Source organism: Nocardioides sp. (assembly GCF_050246775.1).
Classification (GTDB): domain Bacteria; phylum Actinomycetota; class Actinomycetes; order Propionibacteriales; family Nocardioidaceae; genus Nocardioides.
Genome location: NZ_JBFWVK010000001.1, coordinates 1,482,043 through 1,502,128 on the forward strand (window position 1 = coordinate 1,482,043; position 20,086 = coordinate 1,502,128).

Annotated in this window: 16 protein-coding genes; 7 read left to right on the forward strand and 9 right to left on the reverse strand. The window is 67.4% G+C overall.

Features of this window, described 5'->3' with window-relative positions:
* Positions 1 to 279: 279 nt before the first annotated feature.
* The 7 genes from AB7I40_RS07010 to AB7I40_RS07040 form a co-directional block, all read right to left on the reverse strand.
* On the reverse strand, positions 280 to 1,899 hold the full coding sequence (locus tag AB7I40_RS07010) for a BCCT family transporter (protein ID WP_428346274.1): 1,620 nt from the start codon (positions 1,897 to 1,899) through the stop codon (positions 280 to 282).
* Positions 1,900 to 2,071: 172 nt separating this feature from the next.
* Positions 2,072 to 3,037, reverse strand: coding sequence for an ABC transporter substrate-binding protein (locus tag AB7I40_RS07015; protein ID WP_428346275.1), 966 nt, complete (start codon positions 3,035 to 3,037; stop codon positions 2,072 to 2,074).
* Positions 3,038 to 3,086: 49 nt separating this feature from the next.
* A complete protein-coding gene (locus tag AB7I40_RS07020; RefSeq protein WP_428346276.1) occupies positions 3,087 to 5,210 on the reverse strand; it encodes an ABC transporter permease in 2,124 nt (707 codons plus the stop codon).
* Entirely contained in the window at positions 5,207 to 6,265 is a 1,059-nt protein-coding gene (locus AB7I40_RS07025) for a quaternary amine ABC transporter ATP-binding protein (protein ID WP_428346277.1), read from the reverse strand. The genes AB7I40_RS07020 and AB7I40_RS07025 overlap by 4 nt, the downstream gene beginning before the upstream one ends.
* Positions 6,262 to 7,974, reverse strand: a complete 1,713-nt coding sequence (gene betA, locus AB7I40_RS07030) for a choline dehydrogenase (RefSeq protein ID WP_428346278.1) — start codon at positions 7,972 to 7,974, stop codon at positions 6,262 to 6,264. Before betA ends, AB7I40_RS07025 begins: the two co-directional genes overlap by 4 nt.
* Before the next feature lie 25 nt (positions 7,975 to 7,999).
* The gene (locus AB7I40_RS07035) at positions 8,000 to 9,469 is read right to left on the reverse strand and encodes an aldehyde dehydrogenase family protein (RefSeq protein WP_428346279.1); all 1,470 of its coding nucleotides are present in this window, start codon (positions 9,467 to 9,469) and stop codon (positions 8,000 to 8,002) included.
* Positions 9,470 to 9,618: 149 nt separating this feature from the next.
* Positions 9,619 to 10,398 carry an IclR family transcriptional regulator gene (locus AB7I40_RS07040; protein WP_428346280.1) on the reverse strand — a complete coding sequence of 260 codons (780 nt, stop codon included), beginning with the start codon at positions 10,396 to 10,398 and terminating at the stop codon, positions 9,619 to 9,621.
* 158 nt (positions 10,399 to 10,556) lie between these two features.
* Between AB7I40_RS07040 and purU the strand changes: the two genes are divergently transcribed.
* Together purU and AB7I40_RS07050 are read left to right on the forward strand one after the other, a co-directional pair.
* Positions 10,557 to 11,471: a formyltetrahydrofolate deformylase gene (gene purU / locus AB7I40_RS07045; protein ID WP_428346281.1), complete on the forward strand. Its 915-nt coding sequence runs from the start codon at positions 10,557 to 10,559 to the stop codon at positions 11,469 to 11,471.
* A gap of 143 nt (positions 11,472 to 11,614) precedes the next feature.
* On the forward strand, positions 11,615 to 12,556 hold the full coding sequence (locus AB7I40_RS07050) for an endonuclease domain-containing protein (RefSeq protein ID WP_428346282.1): 942 nt from the start codon (positions 11,615 to 11,617) through the stop codon (positions 12,554 to 12,556).
* A 79-nt stretch (positions 12,557 to 12,635) separates the two neighbouring features.
* Here AB7I40_RS07050 and AB7I40_RS07055 read toward each other — a convergent pair whose 3' ends face one another.
* Entirely contained in the window at positions 12,636 to 14,075 is a 1,440-nt protein-coding gene (locus tag AB7I40_RS07055) for a trimethylamine methyltransferase family protein (RefSeq protein WP_428346283.1), read from the reverse strand.
* Positions 14,076 to 14,225: 150 nt separating this feature from the next.
* Here AB7I40_RS07055 and AB7I40_RS07060 point away from each other — a divergent pair, with 150 nt between their 5' ends.
* From AB7I40_RS07060 to AB7I40_RS07080, 5 genes are read left to right on the forward strand one after another with little or no spacing between them, the layout of a single operon-like run.
* Complete coding sequence (locus tag AB7I40_RS07060; protein WP_428346284.1) at positions 14,226 to 14,996, forward strand: IclR family transcriptional regulator; 771 nt, start codon at positions 14,226 to 14,228, stop codon at positions 14,994 to 14,996.
* Positions 14,993 to 15,664: a corrinoid protein gene (locus AB7I40_RS07065; RefSeq protein WP_428346285.1), complete on the forward strand. Its 672-nt coding sequence runs from the start codon at positions 14,993 to 14,995 to the stop codon at positions 15,662 to 15,664. The genes AB7I40_RS07060 and AB7I40_RS07065 overlap by 4 nt, the downstream gene beginning before the upstream one ends.
* Entirely contained in the window at positions 15,661 to 16,548 is an 888-nt protein-coding gene (locus AB7I40_RS07070) for a dihydropteroate synthase (RefSeq protein ID WP_428346286.1), read from the forward strand. The genes AB7I40_RS07065 and AB7I40_RS07070 overlap by 4 nt, the downstream gene beginning before the upstream one ends.
* Positions 16,549 to 16,555: 7 nt before the next feature.
* Positions 16,556 to 18,505 carry an ASKHA domain-containing protein gene (locus AB7I40_RS07075; RefSeq protein ID WP_428346287.1) on the forward strand — a complete coding sequence of 650 codons (1,950 nt, stop codon included), beginning with the start codon at positions 16,556 to 16,558 and terminating at the stop codon, positions 18,503 to 18,505.
* Positions 18,444 to 19,094, forward strand: coding sequence for a DUF1638 domain-containing protein (locus tag AB7I40_RS07080; RefSeq protein ID WP_428346288.1), 651 nt, complete (start codon positions 18,444 to 18,446; stop codon positions 19,092 to 19,094). Before AB7I40_RS07075 ends, AB7I40_RS07080 begins: the two co-directional genes overlap by 62 nt.
* A 95-nt stretch (positions 19,095 to 19,189) precedes the next feature.
* On the opposite strand, the gene AB7I40_RS07085 is transcribed toward AB7I40_RS07080, so the two are convergent.
* Complete coding sequence (locus AB7I40_RS07085) at positions 19,190 to 20,038, reverse strand: methylenetetrahydrofolate reductase (protein ID WP_428346289.1); 849 nt, start codon at positions 20,036 to 20,038, stop codon at positions 19,190 to 19,192.
* Between the last annotated feature and the right edge of the window lie 48 nt (positions 20,039 to 20,086).

A 20,086-nucleotide genomic window follows, 5' to 3' on the forward strand; every position in this document is an offset into this window, starting at 1 on the left:
TGGTCGAGCGTGTTCGCCTCGATGATCGAGCTTGTCGTTCTCGGTGATCGAGCTTGTCGTTCTCGGTGATCGAGCTTGTCGTTCTCGGTGATCGAGCTTGTCGTTCTCGGTGATCGAGCTTGTCGAGATCAGTTGCGTCATCCGCAACGCAATGCGTGATGCGAGACAACTAGGTATTAGGGTCCCCGGGGACGGGTGCTGTGTCAAGAGCAGCCGACGGCGAACCGCCGGCTGCTCCCGACCAAGCTGAATGCGCCACCGATCCGGTCACTGATCCGGTCACTGATCCGGGAACCGCTCCGCATGCGCGACCGCCCGGCGTACCTTGCCCGGCAGCGTCGACTCGAAGGGCTCGTGCCGCAGTTCCTTGAGCAGTGAGAAGCACATCGCGATCAGGATGAGCATGAACGGACCGGCCACCAGGATGACCAGTGTCTTGAGCGAGTTCAGGCCGTTCTCGCCACCGCTCCAGAGCAGCACGGCGGCCACGGCCCCGGTGGCCACCCCCCAGAAGATGGTCAGGCGGCGCTGCGGCTCCTCCTTGCCGTTCTGACTGAGCATCCCCATCACGATCGAGGCGCTGTCGGCACCGGTGATGAAGAAGATGGCGATCAGGAACACAGCCAACGCCATGGTGATGGTCGAGAGCGGATACTCCCTCAGCGTGTCGAACAGGGCGTTCTCCAGGCCCTCGTTGAGCTTGCCGTTCATGTCCACGCCCTGGTTGAGTTGCAGGTCGAAGGCGGCGCCACCGAGGATCGAGAACCAGACGAACGACACCAGGCTGGGTACGGCGATCACGTAGATCACGAACTGACGGATCGTGCGCCCCTTGGAGATCCGGGCGATGAACATGCCCACGAACGGGGTCCACGAGATCCACCAGGCCCAGTAGAAGATCGTCCAGTCGTTGAGCCACTCCGAGCCGCCGAACACCCCGGTGCGGAAGCTCATGGTGGGCAGGTGGGTGAGGTAGCCGCCGATGGACTCGGTGAAGGTGCCGAGGATGAACACGGTCGGCCCGACCACGAACAGGAAGAACACCAACAGGGCGGCGGCGATGGCGTTGGCGTTGGAGAGGTACTTGACGCCCTTCTCGATGCCGGTGACCGCGGAGAGCACGAAGCAGGTGCACAGCACCACGATCACCAGCACGGCCGCGCCCTCGCCGTACTTCGCGTGACCGAAGACGTTCGCCAGGCCCCCGGTGATCTGCAGCGCGCCGAGCCCGAGCGAGGTGGCGGAGCCGAACAGGGTCGCGAAGATCGCGATGACGTCGATGGCCTTGCCGGGACCCTCTCCGGCCCGCTTGCCCAGCAGCGGGTAGAACGTGCCGCTGACCAGGTTGCCCCGGCCTTTGCGATAGGCGAAGTAGCCGATGGCCAGCCCGATCACGGCGTACATCGCCCAGGGGTGGAAGCCCCAGTGGAAGAACGTGTACTCCATCGCCATCTGGGCGGCTTCGGGCGAGGCCGGCTCAGCCATCCCCATAGGCGGGCCGTTGAGGTGGTAGAGCGGCTCGGCGACACCGTAGAACATCAGGCCGATGCCCATGCCCGTCGCGAACATCATCGACACCCACGAGAACGTCGAGAACTCCGGCCGGGAGTCGTCGGGGCCGAGCCTGATGTTGCCGTAGCGACTGAAAGCGAGGTACGCCGAGAAGATGACGAAGAAGCCGCTGGTGAGCACGAACAGCCAGCCGAACGACTTCGTCATCCAGGCCAGCGCCTTGGCGGTGCCGTCGTTGAGGCCGTCGGGATTCAGTGCCCCGAAGAGCACGAACGCGATGGCCAGGGCCGCCGCGATCCCGAACACGATCTTGTCGACGGGAAGGTTGTCTTCGTCGCGGGGCGGGGCCACATCGCTGCCCGGACGGGCGGATTCATCAATGGACATGCGCACCAACTCCATCATTCGTTGCGCAATGCGCAACCCGAAAGCGTCTGATGCAACACCTGTGTGGCGTGGGCGCCTTGCGGTTGTCATTGGAATGGTGCGGGAATGGCCATTGTGGTGGTTCGCTGTCAGGGGGTGACTGCGATCCACCACTTATCGGTTCAGCCGGTGACTACTTGCCGAGCCAGGCGTCCACCTTGTCCGGGTTGTCCGCGATCCACTTCTTGGCCGCGTCATCCGGGGTCATGCCATCGCGAGCGATGTAGGTCGAGACCAGGTTCTGATCGTCGTTGGTCCAGGTGAAGTTCTTCACCAGGTCGACGGCCGGCGAGTCCGAGTCGGCGAACTTGGTGGAGATCAGCTTGTTCAGGGCGTACGGCGGGTAGTCACACGCGACCTTGGCGGGGTCGGCGTCACAGCCCTCGGTCCACTCGGGAAGGTTGATCTTGACCAGCTTGACCTCGGAGAAGAACCACTGCGGGTCGTAGAAGTAGGCCAGCAACGGCGTCTTGTTCTTCTCCGCCGAGCGGAAGCTCTCGATGAGCGCCGCCTCGCTGCCACCCACGACGACCTTGTAGTTGAGGTCCAGGTTCTTGACCAGCGCCTCGTCGTTGGTGACGTACGACGGGTCACCGTCGAGCAGTTGACCCTTGCCGCCGGACTCCGAGGTCTTGAACAGGTCGGCGTACTTGTTCAGGTTGTTCCAGTCGGTGATGTCCGGGTACTTCTCCGCCATCCACGGCGGCACGTACCAGCCGATGATGCCGTCGTTGCCGGTCAGTCCGGCGTCCTGCACGGTGCCGGCGTCGGTGATGTACTTCTTGACCAGGTCGTCGTGGCCCCAGTTCTCGACGATGGTGTCCAGCGTGCCGTCGGCCATGCCCTGCCAGCCGACCTCCTCCTTGACGTCGGAGTAGGTCACGTTGCAGCCCAGCTCGGTCGCTGCGACCTGTCCGATGACGTGCGCGTTCGAGACGTACCCCGTCCACGGGTTGACCGCGATGCGGAAGTCTCCACAGTCGCTGCCACCCGAGGGCGCCTTGGCATCCTCGATGCCGCCTCCACCACATGCAGTGAGGCCGAGGCCCACGACCGCAGCAACAGCGACCAGCCGGATTCGGCTCAGTCCTCGTGCCATGAACATTCCTTCCTTCGGCTCCGCGTATGTCGCGGAGGAGTTTGTGTGGTCAGCGGCCGTAGCGCGCTGCTGCCCCTCGGGCTATTCGATCGAGCATCACGCCGAGCGCGGTGATGGCGATGCCGGCGGCGAGCCCCTTGCCGAACAACTGGGTCTGGGAGAATCCCGAGACGACGAGGTAGCCCAGGCTTCCGCCACCGACCAGACCACCGATGACGACCATCGAGAGCACGTACAGCAGACCCTGGTTGGTGGCCAGCACCAGTGCCTCGCGTGACATCGGCAGCTGCACCTTGGAGATCATCTGCCACTTCGTGCTGCCCGCCGAGCGCACCGCCTCGACGGTCGTCGGTGAGACGCCACGGATGCCGTCGGCCACCAGCTTGGTGGCGATCGGCACCGCGTAGGCGGTGGCGGCCAGGATGGCGGTGAAGCGACCGACGCCGAACAGCGCCAGCGCGGGCACCAGGTAGACGAACGGCGGGATCGTCTGGAAGGCATCGAGGAACGGCCGGATGATCGTGTCGGTCCTCGGCCCGCGGCCCATGCTGACCCCGAGGATGATCGCGATCACCATCACCAGGACGGTCGCCAGCAGCGTCATGGTCAGGGTCACCATCGTGTCGTTCCACAGGCCGGTGCCCAGGATGACCGCCTGGCACACGAGGGTGGCCACCGTCGGGCGCCAGCCGCCGAGCACGTAGGCCAGCGCCAGCAGCACGAGGGCCATCACCCACCAGGGCGAAAGGGCGAGCAGGTCCTGGAAGGGGTTGATGATCCAGTTGGTGACATCGTCCTTCAGAGCGATCGTGAAGCCGTCGACGAGGTCGACGAACCAGCTGGTGAAGTCGTTGATCACCTTGGTGAGGTTGCTTCCACTGATCCACTTGATGACAGGTGTGTCGGAGACGTCCGGGAAGGCGGCGAGGTTGATCTGTTGGCGGGACAGGAAGACCATGACGACCACCGGGATGAGCAACAGGCCCCGCGTCAACCAGCGCCCGGCGTTGGTCAGCCGTGGACGTCGCTGACCTCTGCCGGCGTCCTCCTTGGCCCACCGGGGCAGGCGCTCGAGCATGACGCCGGTCAGCATGACGCCGGGTCCGCTCACCGAGGCGACTCCCGAGGCGCGGCCCTGCGCCTCGGAGCGCTCACTGGCCGCGGTCGTGGTGCGGTCCAGCATGATCGCCATCAGGACGATCGCCAGACCGGCAACCGACGCGGCGCCGACGTTGAGGATCTGCAGCGCGGACACGACGTTCTTGCCGAGGCCGGGTCCGTTGACGAGGGCCGCGATGGTGGCCATCGACAGCGCCGCCATCATGCACTGGTTGATGCCGACCACGATCGTGCGCCGTGCCATCGGGAGCTCGACCTGGCGCAGCAGCTGACCCTGCGTGAGGCCCAGTGACCGGGCGGCCTCCTTCGTGTTGGCCGGCACCGACTTGATGCCGTACTCGGTGATCCGGATCAACGGAGGCAGGGCGTAGATGAGCGTGATCACGACGGCCGAAGCCGCCCCGATCCCGAAGAACAGGGCGACCGGCGTGAGGTAGGCGAACGCAGGCATCGTCTGCATGATGTCGAGCACCGGGGTGATCGCCACCGAAACTGCCTTGCGACGAGCCATGAGGATGCCGATCGGCAGCCCGATGATGATGCAGACCACCACGGCGATGACGGTGATGATCAGGAGATCCATCGCAGGCGACCACAGGTCGAGGATGCCGAACATCAGGAACGAGACGGTGACCAGGATGGTCGAGCGCAGTCCGGCCACCGACCACGTGATCCAGGCGGCGATCCCCACCACACCGAGCCAGCCGATCTGTGGCACCGGACGCGGGAACGCCGGGATGCTGATCAGCTTCTGCAGCCACTCGACGGCGCTGTTGAAGAAGTCACCGATCGCACCGAGCACACCGCCGAAGAACCAGTTGTCCTGGCCTTCGACCTGCACCCAGTCCCGGGCGTCGTTGAGCCACTGGTGGAAGCCGTTGGTGTCCTGGAAGGCGAGCTCGAGGGTCTGCTTGCCCTTGAAGACGGCGTAGAGGATCAGCCACAGCACGATGATGCCGAGGACCTTGTAGCCGGTGTGGCGCTTCTTCTCGGCCTCGACGTAGGGCTGTTCCTCCTTGCTGACGATCCGCTTGGGCGCCGTATCGACGCTCATGACGTGCCCTCCTCCGCCACGACTACGCGCAGGATGTCCTCGTCGTCGATGACACCGACGAGCTCGTCGCCGTCCACCACCCGGCACGGGCCGTCGTAGTCCAGGACCGCCCGGGCCGCGTCGCGCACGATGGTGCCGACCGGGAGCACCGGGCTGTCGGCACTCTCGGCGCCCGTCGGCTTGCGCATGACCCACTTGAGGGTGAGCACGTGGGACTTGGGGACCTCGCTGGTGAAGTCGCGCACGTACTCGTCAGCGGGCGCACCCACGACCTCGTCGGGCGTGCCGATCTGGACGATCTCGCCGTCGCGCATGATCAGGATCCGGTCGCCCAGCTTCAGTGCCTCCGAGAGATCGTGGGTGATGAAGACCATCGTCTTGCCGACTTCCTCATGGAGCCGGATGACCTCGCTCTGCATGTCGCGGCGGATCAGTGGGTCGAGGGCCGAGAACGGCTCATCGAACATGAGGACCTCGGGGTTCGCGGCCAGCGCCCGAGCGAGCCCGACGCGCTGCTGCATGCCACCGGACAGCTGGTCGGGATAGTTGTTCTCGTAGCCGCTCAGACCGACCAGGTCGACCATCTCCTGGGCCCGGTTGCGTCGACCGCTCTTGGCCTCGCCGCGGACCTCCAGGCCGAACGCGATGTTGTCGATGACCTTGCGGTGCGGCAGCAGGCCGAAGTGCTGGAAGACCATCGACACCTTCCGGCGGCGGGTGTCGAGCAGCGCCTTGTCCGACATGGCGGTGATGTCCTCGCCGTACAGCTGGACCGTGCCGGCGGTGGGCTCGATGAGGCGGGTGAGCAGACGGACCAGGGTCGACTTGCCCGAGCCGGACAGGCCCATGACCACGAAAACCTCACCGTCGGCCACGTCGAAGCCGACGTCCCGGATGCCAACCACGTGGCCGGTCTTCTCCTGGAGCTCCTTGCGCGACAGCTGGGCGTCGGAGGAGTTGATGATCTTGTCGGCCTTCGGGCCGAAGATCTTCCAGAGGCCCTCGACGTGCAGGGCCGGCGTCTCGGTGCCGGTCTTGTCCATGGACAGGGTCATGCGCGTTCCTCACGGTTGCGGCTGTCGCCGGGCGGATACAACGGGCTGCCGTCTCGGTAGCGGTAGTAGGGCACTGTGGCCGGGGCCAGGGGCGTGTTGCCGGCGATCAGATCGGCCGCCTTCTCGGCGACCATCATCACGGGCGCGTAGATGTTGCCGTTGGTGACGTAGGGGAAGACAGACGCGTCGACGACCCGGAGGCCCTCGGTGCCATGGACCTTCATCGTGAGCGGATCAGTGACGGACATGTCATCGAGGCCCATCTTGGCAGTACACGAGGGGTGCAGGGCAGTCTCTGCGTCCTCACGCACCCAGTCCAGGATCTGCTCGTCGCTCTCCACTCCCGGCCCGGGTGACAGCTCACCGTTGTTGAACGGCGCGAACGCGGGCTGGTTGAGGATGTCACGAGCCACCCGGATCGCCTCCACCCACTCCTTGCGGTCGGTCGGCGTGGACAGGTAGTTGAACTGCATGGACGGGTGGACCTTGGGGTCGGCGGACTTGATCCGCACCCAGCCGCGGGTGTCGGCGTACATCGGGCCGATGTGCACCTGGTAGCCGTGCTCACCAGGCTTGAGCCCCGCCGGCTGGGTGCCGTCGTAGCGGATCGCGACCGGCAGGAAGTGGAACATGAGGTTGGGCCAATCGACATCCTCGTTGCTGCGCGCGAACCCACCGCCCTCGAAGTGGTTGGTCGCCCCCAGCCCGCCACGCTGGAACAGCCACTGGAACGCGATCTTGGGACGCTGGCGGTAGCGCAGGCCGGGCGCGATCGAGACCGGCTGCTTGGAGGCGTACTGGATGTAGACCTCGAGGTGGTCCTGCAGGTTCTCCCCCACCCCCGGGGCGTGGTGGACGACCGGGATGCCGTGCTGCTTCAACAGCTCCTCGTCACCGACCCCGGAGAGCTGGAGCAGCTGGGGCGAGTTGATCGCCCCGCCACACAGGATCACCTCGCCGGCTCGCACCGTGCGCTTCAACTTGCCGGCGCGGGTGTAGTCGACGCCGACCGCCCGGGTCCCCTCGAAGTTGATCCTCGTGGCGAAGGCGTAGGTCTCGATGGTGAGGTTCTTGCGGCTCTTGACCGGGTCGAGGTAGGCCCGCGAAGCCGACCAGCGCCGACCGCGGTAGACGTTGCGGTCGAACCGGGCGAAGCCTTCCTGCCGGTAGCCGTTGACGTCGTCGGTGAGCGGGTAGCCGGCCTGCTGCGCGGCCTCGAAGAAGGCACTGAACAGCGGGTTGGTCGCCGGGCCGCGCTCGAGCTTGAGCGGGCCGCTGCCGCCGCGCCACTCATCGGCGCCGGCCAGGCAGCTCTCCATCCGCTTGAAGTAGGGCAGGCAGTGCAGGTAGTCCCACGTCTCCAGGCCCTTGTCGCCCGCCCACCGTTCGTAGTCCATCGGGTTGCCGCGCTGGAAGATCATCCCGTTGATGCTGCTGGAGCCCCCCAGCACCTTGCCACGGGCGTGGTAGATCCGGCGGCCGTTCATGTGCGGCTCGGGGTCGGTCTCGTACTTCCAGTCGTAGAGGCTGTTGCCGATCGGGATCGGCAGCGCGGCCGGCATGTTGATGAACGGGTCGAGCTTGTAGTCCGAGCGTCCGGCCTCCAGCACCAGCACCGTGGTGGACGGATCCGTGCTGAGTCGGTTGGCGAGAGCAGAGCCCGCCGAACCACCTCCCACGATCACGTAGTCGTACTGCTCGGCTGCCATCGCGTTCTCCTCCTGGACCGCCCGCTCAGACCGAGAACCAGTGCTGCGGGGCGGGGTTGATGTTGTGCCACACGTGCTTGGTCTCGCGGTACTCCTCCAGGCCCGCGCGGCCGAGCTCACGACCGATGCCCGACTGCTTGTAGCCGCCCCACTCGGCCTGGGCGACGTAGGGGTGGTAGTCGTTGATCCAGACCGTGCCCATGCGCAGCCGTCCCGCGACGCGCTGGGCGCGACCGGCGTCGCTGGTCCACACCGCACCGGCCAGCCCGTAGATGGAGTCGTTGGCGATCCGGACCGCGTCGTCCTCTCCCGAGAAGGTCTCGATGGTCATGACCGGACCGAAGGACTCGTCCTGGGTCACGCTCATCTCGCTGGTGCAGCCGTCCAGGATCGTCGGCAGGTAGTAGGAGCCGTCGGCAAGCGCCGGGTCGTCAGGGCGCTTGCCGCCGCAGCGGAGTACGGCGCCCTCGGCGATGCCGGCAGCGACGTAGGCCTCCACCTTGTCGCGGTGCGCCATGCTCGTCAGCGGCCCGGTCTCGGCCTTGTCGTCGAAGGGGCCGCCCAGCCGGATCTGCTGGGCGCGGGTGACCAGGTCGGCGACGAACCGGTCGTGCAGCTCCTCCTGGACGACGAGCCGGGCGCCGGCCGAGCACACCTGACCGGAGTGCAGGAAGACCGCGGTGAGAGCGAAGTCCAGAGCGGTGTCGTAATCGGCGTCGGCGAAGACGATGTTGGGGTTCTTGCCACCGAGCTCGAGGGCGATCTTCTTCACGCTGCCGGCCGCGGTCGCCATGATCCGCTTGCCGGTGGCCAGTCCGCCGGTGAAGGAGACCAGATCGACCCGCGGGTCCTCGCTGAGCGGAGCCCCTGCGTTCGGGCCGTCGCCGACCACCAGGTTGGCGACGCCGGCCGGGAGTCCGGCCTCCTCGAGCACCTTCATCAGGTGGATGGCGGTGTGCGGGGTCAGTTCACTGGGCTTGAGCACGAACGTGTTGCCCGCGGCCAGGCACGGGGCGACCTTCCAGGCCACCTGGAGCAGCGGATAGTTCCACGGAGCGATCAGCCCGCACACCCCGACCGGCTCGTGCACGATGCGGCTGACCACGTCGGGGTTGCCGGTGTCGACCACGCGACCGGCCTCGTCGTCGGCGATGTGGCCGAAGTGCCGGAAGACCGAGACCACGTCGGCCACGTCGAACTCGGCCTCCACGTAGCGCTTGCCGGTGTCGAGAGCCTCCGCCCGGGCGATGATCGCGGTGTCCCGCTCGAGCAGGTCGGCGACGCGCAGGAGCAGGTCACCTCTGCTCCGCGCGGACGTCGAGGGCCAGGCACCGTCGTCGAAAGCGGCACGCGCGGCGGCGATGGCGGCTCGGGTGTCCTCGGGGCCGGACTCGTCGATCTCGGCGACCAGGGTGCCGTCGGCCGGGCAGCGGATCTCCCGGCGAGCACCGGCGGCAGCGCCGACCCAGCGGCCCGCAATGTAGTTCTCCGGCACCCGCCCCACCCTTCAACTCGGACACGTGTTGCGCATGACGCAACCCTGTGCCCCCTGCGCAACCCAATGTTTCCCTGAGCATGGTGCGACTGGGCCCGGTCGTCAAGGATTCTTTGCCTCAGATACCGACCTGTGACCCTAGGTGATGACTAGCGGTGACCCCAGCCGAGCCGGTGCGATATCTCCTCCGCGGCTTCCAGCAGCAGGGGCAGGGCGGAGTCGATCTTGGCGGTGCCCAACCGGAAGGTCGGGCCGCTGACACTGAGCGAGGCGATCACGTCACCGTGCGCGTTGTGGATCGGAGCGGCGACCGCGGTGAGGCCGACCTCGAGCTCGTCCACGGCCACGGCGTACCCCTGCTCGCGGACGACGTCGAGCTCCTTGCGCAGGGCGGATCGCTTGGTGATCGTGAGGGCCGTGTACGCCGGCAGCCCGTGCAGCACCTCGTCGAGCCGCTCGCTGCCCAACCCGGACAGCAGCACCTTGCCGTTGCTCGTGGCGTGCAGAGGGATGTGCTGGCCGACCCAGTTGTGCGGCTGCAGTGCCGACGAGCCGGCGACCTGGTCCAGGTAGAGCGCGGATGCCTCGGAGAGCACCGCCACGTTGACGGTCTCGCCGGTGGAGGCGGCCAGCGCCTTGCAGATGGGTCGCGCCTCCTGCACGACGTCGAGCCGGGCCGTGGTCGCACCGGCGAGGCGGAGGAGGCCGACACCGAGGCGGTACTTGCCGCGCCCCTCGGTCTGCTCGACCAGGCCGCGGCCCTCCAGTGTGCTCATGAGGCGGAAGGCGGTGCTCTTGTGGACGTCGAGTTCGCCGGCCACTTCGGTCACCCCCATCTCGCCGAAGCGGGCCAGCACTTCGAGAATGGTGATCGCCCGATCGACCGACTGGACGCCACCGGTGGAACTGGGGTCAGTGGTGTTGCTCATGGCGCAACAGTAGTGCACTCTGCGCATAAAACGACGACCGGACCACTAGGCAAGTCGCTGTTGCGTATCGCAGAATGAGTTTTTCAAGGCGCAACAGCCTGGGTGGCTGACATGATGCGTCGAGCCGCTCGACCCACGTTGCCGTAGGAGCATGCCGAATGAACGACCACCCCACCCGTGAGACCCCCGACGGCACCACGATCGCGGCCCCGCCCGGTCTGCCGTCGGGAGACTTCGTGCTCACGCTGACCTGCCCGGACCAGCCCGGCATCGTGCACGCGGTGTCGGGGTTCCTGGTCGAGCGCGGCGGCAACATCGTGGAGAGCCAACAGTTCGACGACCAGATCACCGACCGCTTCTTCATGCGCATCGACTTCCAGATCAACGGTGGCTCGACGGCCGAGGCGCTGCGCACCGAGTTCGCGGAGGTCGCCGAGCGCTACGACATGACCTTCGAACTGTGGGGCGCCCGGGCGCCGTACAAGACGCTCATCATGGTCTCCAAGCAGCTGCACTGCCTCAACGACCTGCTCTTCCGCTACTCCACCGGCTCGTTGCAGATCGAGATCCCGGCCGTCGTCTCCAACCACCGCGACGCCGAGAAGCTGTGCGACGTCTACGGTCTGCCGTTCCACCACCTGCCGGTCACCCCCGACACCAAGGCCGTCGCCGAGAAGGCGCTGCTCGACCTGATCGACGAGCACGACGTCCACCTCGTCGTCCTGGCGCGTTACATGCAAGTGCTCTCCGACGACGTGTGCCGGCGGCTGCCCGGCAAGGTGATCAACATCCACCACTCGTTCCTGCCGAGCTTCAAGGGCGCCAAGCCCTACCACCAGGCCTACGACCGGGGCGTCAAGCTCGTCGGGGCGACGGCGCACTACGTCACCGCCGACCTCGACGAGGGACCGATCATCGAGCAGGACACGATCCGGGTCGACCACGGCTACCACCAGGACCAGCTGGTGGCGGCCGGTCGCGACGTCGAGGCCCAGGTGCTCTCCCGCGCAGTGCGCTGGCACTCGGAGTCCCGGGTGCTGCTCAACGGTCACCGGACCGTCGTCTTCCGCTGACCCCCCTTCCTCCTGCGCAACGTCATGGGTTCTGGCTGCCGGGGCGACCAGTTGTTATGACGCTGCGGGGGGGTGGGGGCGTTTGTCCACAAGCCCTCAGCACCTCGGTGTAGGCCGAGCGGACGCGGGAACACTGGCCCACCGTGGACGATACCTACGGACGACGGCGCAGCGTTCGACGCAGGCGCGTGGCCGCCCTCGCGGCCGACCAAGCCGGAGTGGTGTCGCGACCGCAGTTGTACGGCGCCGGCATCACCAGGGCGGAGGTCCGGGCCAACGTGGCGGCTCAGCGGTGGGCGCGGGTCGGGCGCCAGTGCATCTGCGTGCACACCGGCCCCCTCACCCAGCAGGCGCGGCATTGGATCGCCGTGTTCGAGGCCGGCCCGAGGGCCTATCTCGACGGCGCTTCGGCCCTGGTGGAGGGCGGGGTGGAGCGACTCAACGTCGACACCATCCGGGTGTCCGTGCCCCGGGGAGCACCTGCGCGCCGACCGCCGGGCATCGACATCCGGCAGACCCGTCGCTGGTGCGCTGACGACGTCGTGGGGCCGGGTCTGCGCCGTGCCCGGATCGAGGTGGCCGCGGTGCACGCAGCCCTCTGGGCGGTCAGCGACCGGCAGGCCGCCCTGTTCCTGACGATGCCCGTGCAGCAGGGTCTCACCACGGCCGAGGCGATCAGCACGGTGATGCTGCGAGTGCGACGAGACAAACGCCGGAGCTTCATCCACGACGTCCTGCTGGACCTGATGGGAGGGGTGCGATCCCTGGGTGAACTCGACGTACTCCGGGGCTGCCGCGCCCGAGGCCTGCCCGAGCCGGAGCGTCAGGCAGTGTTCCGGGCCCGCAACGGCCGCTACTACCTCGACTTCCGCTGGGCACGGTGGGGGCTGGTCGTCGAGGTCGATGGCATCCAGCACGCGTGGGCCGAGCAGATCGTCGGCGACGCCCTGCGCCAGAACACCCTGACCATCGCCGGCGACACCGTGCTCCGGATCCCGCTCCTGGGACTCAGGGTCGCCCCGGAGGACTTCTTCACCCAGATCGAGAGGGCCCTGGTGGCGGCAGGCTGGCGCAGGGCAGCATGAATCCGCCGCAACGTCATAGCTTCCGGTGGTCGGGGCAGCCAGAACCTATGACGTTGCGAGAGGGGTCAACACAGAGGGATCAGTCGCCGAGCTCGGCGCGACGGCGTACGACGTACTCCTCCAGCTCGAGGCGGATGGCATCGTCGAGCGGCGGAGCGACGTACTCCTCGAGCTTCTTCTGGTAGATCTTCTCCGCGCGGTGCGCGGTGTCCACGCCACCGGTGCGCATCCACTTCTCGTAGTTGTCCGAGGAGGACAACAACGGGCGGTAGAAGCAGGTCCGGAAACGCTCCATCGTGTGCATGGCACCCAGGAAGTGACCGCCATGGCCGACCTCCTCGTGCGCACCGAACGCCATCGAGGCCTCGTCGATCTCCAGAGGCGTGAACTCCGCGTGCATCATCTGGAGGATCTCGATGTCGACGATGAACTTCTCGTAGCCGGCCACCAGACCGCCCTCGAGCCAGCCCGCGGAGTGCATGACCCAGTTGGCCCCGGCCAGGAAGGTCGGCATCATCGTCATCAGGGCCTCGTAGCCGGCCTGGGCGTCGGGGACCTGCGAGGACGTCAGGCCGCCACCGGTGCGGAACGGCAGCCCGAAGTGCCGGGCGATCTGACCGGTGCAGAGCAGGCCGATGCCCGACTCGGGGGTGCCGAACGTCGGCGACCCGGACTGCATGTCGATGTTCGACAGGAACGACCCGAAGATCACCGGGCAGCCGGGGTTGATCAGCTGCGACAGTGCGACGCCGGAGAGCGCCTCGACGATCTGCTGCACCAACGCGGCGGGGATGGTCACCGGCGACATGGCGCCCATGAGGATGAACGGCGTGAGGACGACGGGCTGGCCGGCGGTGGAGTACTCGAACTGCGACTCCAGCATCCGGTCGTCCCAGCGCAGCGGCGAGTTGCAGTTGATCAGCTGGATGGAGGCCGGGGTCTTCACGATGTTGTCGCGGCCACCGAAGAGGATCGAGGACATCGCGATGGTGTCGGCGGCATTGACCCCTGAGACGACGTTGCCCATGTAGACCTTGTCGGTCAGCGTCTGCAGCGCGTAGGTCATGTCGAGGTGGCGGCTGTCCAGCGGGGTGTCGTTGGGCTCGCAGATCACGCCACCGGCGGAGTCCATGACCTCGAAGGACTGGGCCAGCTTGGTGAAGTTGCGGAAGTCCGACATCGTCGCGTCGCGACGTACGTCGCCCTGGCGCACGAAGGGCGGACCGTAGACGGCGCCGAACGCCATCGAGTCACCACCGATGTGGATGCTGTTGGCGGGATTGCGCGCCTGGACGTCGAACTCTCTCGGCGCCTTGGCGACCTGGGCGAGCACGAACTCGGGGTCCAGGAAGACGGTGTTGTCCACCACCTTCTGACCGGCCTGGCGGAACAGCTCGAGGGCTCGCTCGTCCATGAACTCGACGCCGATCTCGGTCATCAGCTTTCGCCAGCCGCGGTCGAGGGTCTCCATGGCGTCCGCGGAGAGGATCTCGTAGCGGGGCATCCGGTTGTGGAACATCGGTCTCCTTCACGCAAATACGGACGACGGTTTCACTTGACCCCGCCTTGTGCGGCATCCTAGCCTCATCATGTGGAATCCTAGTTCCACATCATGGAACTTCCGCAACCATTCGGCAAGCACCCCTCACCCCGGCAGGAGAGAGCAACAGTGGCCGCCACGGCGAACACCGGCACGCAGGCGATCGATCGCGCCGCGTTGCTGATCGCCACGGTCGTGCGGGCCGACGAGCCGCTGTCGTTCCTCGAGCTCCACGACGAGTGCGGCCTGCCCAAGTCGACGACCTCACGGCTGCTCACCGCGCTCGAGCGCACCGAGCTGCTCGAGCGCAACGCCGCCGGGTCCTACGTCGCCGGCCCGCTGTTCTGGCTCTACGCCACCCGCCACGACCCGTGGGACGAGCTGGTCCGCCTGGCCCGTCCCACCCTCGAGCGCCTCGGCACCGAGACCCGCGAGACCGTGAACCTCTCGGTCACCCGCGGCGACCGCGTCGTCCAGGTGGCGCAGGTCGACTCGACCTACATGCTCGGCACCCGTGACTGGACCGAGGTCGACGTGCCCGTGCACACCAGCGCCCTCGGCAAGGTGCTGCTCGCCTACGGCGCACTCTCCATCCCGCCCGGCAGGCTCGAGCAGGTCACCCCGCACACCATCACCGACCGCGACGTCCTGGCCCGCCAACTGGCGCAGGTCACCCGTCGCGGCTACGCCAGCACCGTCGATGAGCTCGAGATCGGGCTCACCGGTGTCGGCGTACCCGTCCGCGGCAGCGGCGGCGAAGTCATCGCAGCACTGGGCGTCTCGGGCCCCAGTCCGCGACTGGAGGACCGGCTCGACGAGATCGGCCGACTGTTGAACGACCGGGCGGAGCAGCTTTCCGGGCTGCTGCGCCGGCGAACCCGCAAGGAGGGAGTGGCATGAGCATGACCCCCGAGGAGATCCTCAAAGGTCTCTACGACGAGACCCTGATCGGCAACGCACCACGTGTGCTCGAGCTGACCGGCGAGGGCCTGGCCCTGGGGATGGAGCCGCAGACCCTGCTGTTCGAAGCCCTCATCCCCTCGCTGGAGGAAGTCGGTGCGCGCTTCGAGCGCGGTGACTTCTTCGTGCCGGAGATGCTGATCGCGGGTCGCGCGATGGCTGGCGCCATGGAGGTGCTGCGCCCCCTGCTCGCCGAGACCGGCGTGGAGACCATCGGCAAGTTCCTGATGGGCACCGTCAAGGGCGACGTGCACGACATCGGCAAGAACCTCGTCAACATCATGCTCGAAGGCGCCGGCTTCGAGGTGATCGACCTCGGTGTCCAGGTGGCCCCGGAGAAGTTCGTCTCCGCCATCAACGAGCACAGCCCCGACATCGTCGGGTTCTCCGCCTTCCTCACCACCACGATGCCCATGTTCAAAGCCAACATGAACGCACTCGAGAAGGCCGGCATCCGCAACGACGTCATCGTGATGGTGGGCGGAGCCCCGGTCACCCAGGAGTACGCCGACGCCGTGGGCGCCGACGGCTACGCGGCCGACGCGTCCCAGACCGTCAAGCGCGCCAAGGCCCTCCTGCACGAGAAGCGCGCGAAGGTGCCGGCATGAGCGCGCCCCGCTTGGAGACCGTCCTGCGCGGCAAGGGGACCGAGGTCGTCATCGGCCACGACCGACCGTTCTGCCTCATCGGTGAGCGGATCAACCCGACCGGGCGCCGGATCTTCCAGGAGCAGCTGCGCGCCGGCGACCTCTCGGCGATCGAACGGGACGTGAAGGCCCAGGTCGAGGGCGGTGCCGACGTGCTCGACATCAACATGGGCGTCCCGCTGACCGACGAGGCAGAGCTGCTCGCCAAGGCCATCACCCTGGTGCAGCAGCTCACCGACAAGCCGATCTGCATCGACTCCTCGGTGGTCGAGGCGCTGGAAGCCGGCCTGGCGGTCTACCAGGGCCGTGCGCTGGTCAACTCGATCACGGCTGAGGACGAGCGGATGGAGCAGATCCTCCCGCTGGTCAAGAAGTACGACGCCGCGATCATCGCGCTGCCCAACGACTCCGACGAGATCCCGATGGATGCGGAGAAGCGCATGGTGCTGACCCGCAAGATCTTCGAGGTGGCGACGAAGGAGTACGGCATCGCTGCCTGCGACATCGTCATCGACCCGCTGGCCATGCCGATCGGTGCCGACCAGAGTGTGGTCAACACGTTCTTCGACTGTGTCAGCCAGATCCGTGACGAGTTCGGCGCCAACATGACCTGCGGCGCCTCCAACGTCTCGTTCGGGATGCCGGGACGTCACCAGATCAACTCGACATTCCTCCCGATGGCCATGACCGCCGGCCTCACCAGTGCGATCATGGACACCCGGACGCCGTCCGTCGTCGAGGCCGTCAAGGCCGCCGACCTGCTCCTGGGTCACGACGAGTGGGGTGGCGCCTGGATCGCGGCACACCGTGCCCGGCTTGCGCGTGAGGCAGCCCTGACGCAGTGAGTTCACAGTGACTGAGGGTCCCGATTTCACCTTGGAGAACATCGCCCGGGAGGGCCTGATCGAGCCGTCCGGCACCGAGCAGGCCGCCCACGACGGCACCGGTCGGGTGGACCTTGCGTTCACCGTGCACTCCACCGGTGACGCCGCACCGACCCAGCGCGGCGTCCGGGTCCCGCCCGGTGTCACGGTGTTCGACTCGGCGTCGTGGAACGGGATCGCGATCGACTCCACGTGCGGTGGCCACGGGACCTGCCACAAGTGCAAGGTCAAGGTGGAGGGCGGATCGGTCCCGATCACCCGCCACGACGTCCGGACCTTCACCAGCGACCAGATCGCCGAGGGCTGGCGGTTGGCCTGCCTGGTGCAGGCGACTCGGGACCTGGCCATCGAGGTGCCCCCACTGACCACCCGCCCCAAGGCGGCAACGGTCGGCGTCGGGCGCCAGGTGATCCTGCGACCCGCGCTCGTCAAGCGCTACGTCGAGCTCGAGGAGGCGACGCTGGCCGACCAGCGCACCGACCTCGTGCGACTGACCGACGCCATCAGCGACCTCGAGCTCAACGCCGACCTTCACGTGCTGCGTCGGCTCTCCACGGTGCTGAGGCAGTCCGACTTCAAGGTCACCGCGGTGATCATCGACGAGGACCTGATCGACGTGGAGCCCGGGGACACCACCGGCGAACGCTACGCGATCGCCTTCGACCTCGGCACGACCACGGTCGTGGCGACCCTGCTGGACGTCGGCACCGGCACACCGGTGGCGGTGGCGTCCATGCTCAACAAGCAGCAGCCGTTCGGTGGTGACGTCATCACCAGGATCAGCGCCACCATGATGGACCCCGACGCCCTCGGCCGGCTCCAGGAGGCGGCCGGGGCCACGCTCGCCGAGCTCGCCGTACAGGTCTGTGCCGAAGGCGGCATCGATCCGGCCCAGGTCTACGAGGTGGCCATCGCCGGCAACGCCACGATGACCGCGCTGGTGCTCGGCATCGACCCGGAGCCGCTCGGGGTCGCCCCCTTCGTGATGTCCACCGCACAACCACCCACCGTGCTCGCCTCCGACGTCGGCCTCACACTGCACCCGCGAGCACGGGCCGTGTTCTTCCCGGCGCTCGGCGCCTACGTCGGCGGCGACATCGTGGCCGGCATGCTGGCCACCGGCATGGACCGCGACAAGCGGACCCGGCTGTTCATCGATGTCGGCACCAACTGCGAGATCGTGCTCAGCGACGGCGACACCATCCTGTCCACCGCCGCTCCGGCCGGCCCGGCGTTCGAGGGGGGTGCGATCCGGTGCGGAATGCGGGCCGCAGACGGCGCCATCGAGGTGATCAAGCTGGATGCCACCTCCGAGCCCGGGGTGACGCTCGGGGTGATCGGCGACGTGGAACCGCGCGGTCTGTGCGGGTCCGGCCTGGTCGACGCGGTCGCCGAGCTGGTCAAGGTCAAGCTGCTGGACAGCTCGGGGCGGTTCGTGCCCGAGGTCGACGCCCTCGACATCGCCCCCGTGCTGGCCCACCGGCTGACCAAGATCGGCGAAGAGCGGGTCTTCATCCTGCACCAGCCGACCCCGGACTCACCGCCCGACGAGTGCGTCTACCTCTCGCAGCGTGACGTGCGGGAGCTCCAGTTCGCTAAGGCCGCCATCTCCACCGGCTGGACGCTGCTGCTCGAGCAGCTCGAGCTCGAGCACCTCGACATCCAGCAGGTGCTGTTGGCCGGTTCGTTCGGCAGCTACCTCTCGCCCGCTTCGGCGGTGCGGATCGGCCTGGTGCCCCAGCTGCCGGTGCTGCGCATCGTCGCGGCAGGCAACGTGGCAGGTGAGGGTGCCAAGATGGCGTTGCTGTCCCTGCGTGAACGTGCCGGGGCCACGGCGCTGATCGAGGAGGTTGCCTATGTCGAGCTCTCCGACCGCCCGGACTTCAACGACAAGTTCGTCGAGCAGCTCTCGTTCTGAGCGCATCGCGCTGATCGCGTGCGGGGCCCTGGCCCAACCCGCGGCAGCGATCGCGCTGAGCCACGGCTGGCCGGTCGACGTACACCCGTTGCCGCCGCTGCTGCACAACCAGCCGCAGAAGATCGCCGGCGAGGTCCGGGAGCTGGCCGAGGCGCTGGGGTCGTCGTACGAGAAGGTCGTGGTGGGGTACGCCGACTGCGGGACGTACGGCGCCCTCGACTCGGTGTGCTCAGACCTGGGGCTGGAGCGGCTGCCGGGGCTGCACTGCTACGACGTGTTCGCCGGCCCGTCGCGGCTGCAGAGCTTCTTCGACGACCAGCCGGGCACCTACCTCCTGACCGACTTCCTGGTGCGCTCGTTCGCGCGGACCGTCGAGCGGGAACTGGGGCTTGATCGCTACCCGGAGCTGCGCGACGACTACTTCGGGTCCTACACCCGGGTGGTGTGGCTGGCCCAGGAGCCCAATGACGAGCTGCGCGGGCTGGCCCGGGCCGCCGCGGACCGCATCGGACTGCCCCTGACGGTCATCGAGACCGGCCACACCGGTCTTGAGTCTGCGTTGTCCGATCTGGTCGGTTTGCCGACCTGACGGGATCCCCGGCTGACCGGGGAAACTCGCGGTTGTCAGTTGATGCAATGGCTGACAACCGACAGAACCCCCGGTCGACCGGGGAAACCAGCCGCTCAAGCAGACAGGCGCTCGATCATCGAGTTGCGCCAGTTCTCCGTGGCCTCGATCTGGTTGAAGGTGAAGACGTGCAGGCCTTCGACGAGGGCGCCGGGCTTGCCGAGGGCGGGGGCGCACTGCTCGAGGAATCGTTCGCCGGTGAATCCGCCGGGGGCGGCGAGGCGGGCGAAGAGGCCCTTGTTCTTGGACAGGAACTTGGTGGACTCCCCCACCCCGATCTTGCCGGCCATGCCGAGCAGTTTGGCGCGGTCGATCGGACCGGGCATGCCGAGCAGCAGGGGCATGGTCACGCCGCGGGCGCGCAGCCGGCCCAGCCAGTCGGCGATCACGGCGGGGTCGAACGTCAGGTTGCTGACCACGTGGGTGGCGTAGCGCCTCTTGTCCCACATCGCCTGCACGGTCAGGTCGTCATGGATCTTCGGGTGGGACTCCGGGTAGCCGGTGATGCCGACGTGCTCGAACGGCGAGCCGAGCTCGCGCAGATCCTCCAGCAGGCTCAGTGAGTCCACGTAGTCGCCGGCCGGGTCGGCGTCGCCGCCGGGCACGAAGACGCGGGTGATCCCGGCGCTGGTCAGCCGGTCGCAGATCTCGGCCAGCTCGCTGCGCCCGGTCACCATGCGCGCTGCGATGTGGGGTACGACGGGGTAGCCGTTGGCGGCCAGCTTCTCGGCCAGCGCGAAGGTGATCTCGAGGCCCTTGGCCGGCGACGCGGTCACGGTGACGACGCGATCGGTCGGCAGGTGCTGGAGGATCTTGTCCTCGGTGGTGGCGGTGGGAAGGACCTCGTAACGCGCGTGCGCCAGGAGGTCGAGCAGGATCTGGCGATTCGCTACCTTGTTGCGCATTATGCAATCCGTTTCGTTATACGCACCGACAGCCTCAGCCTAGCGCTC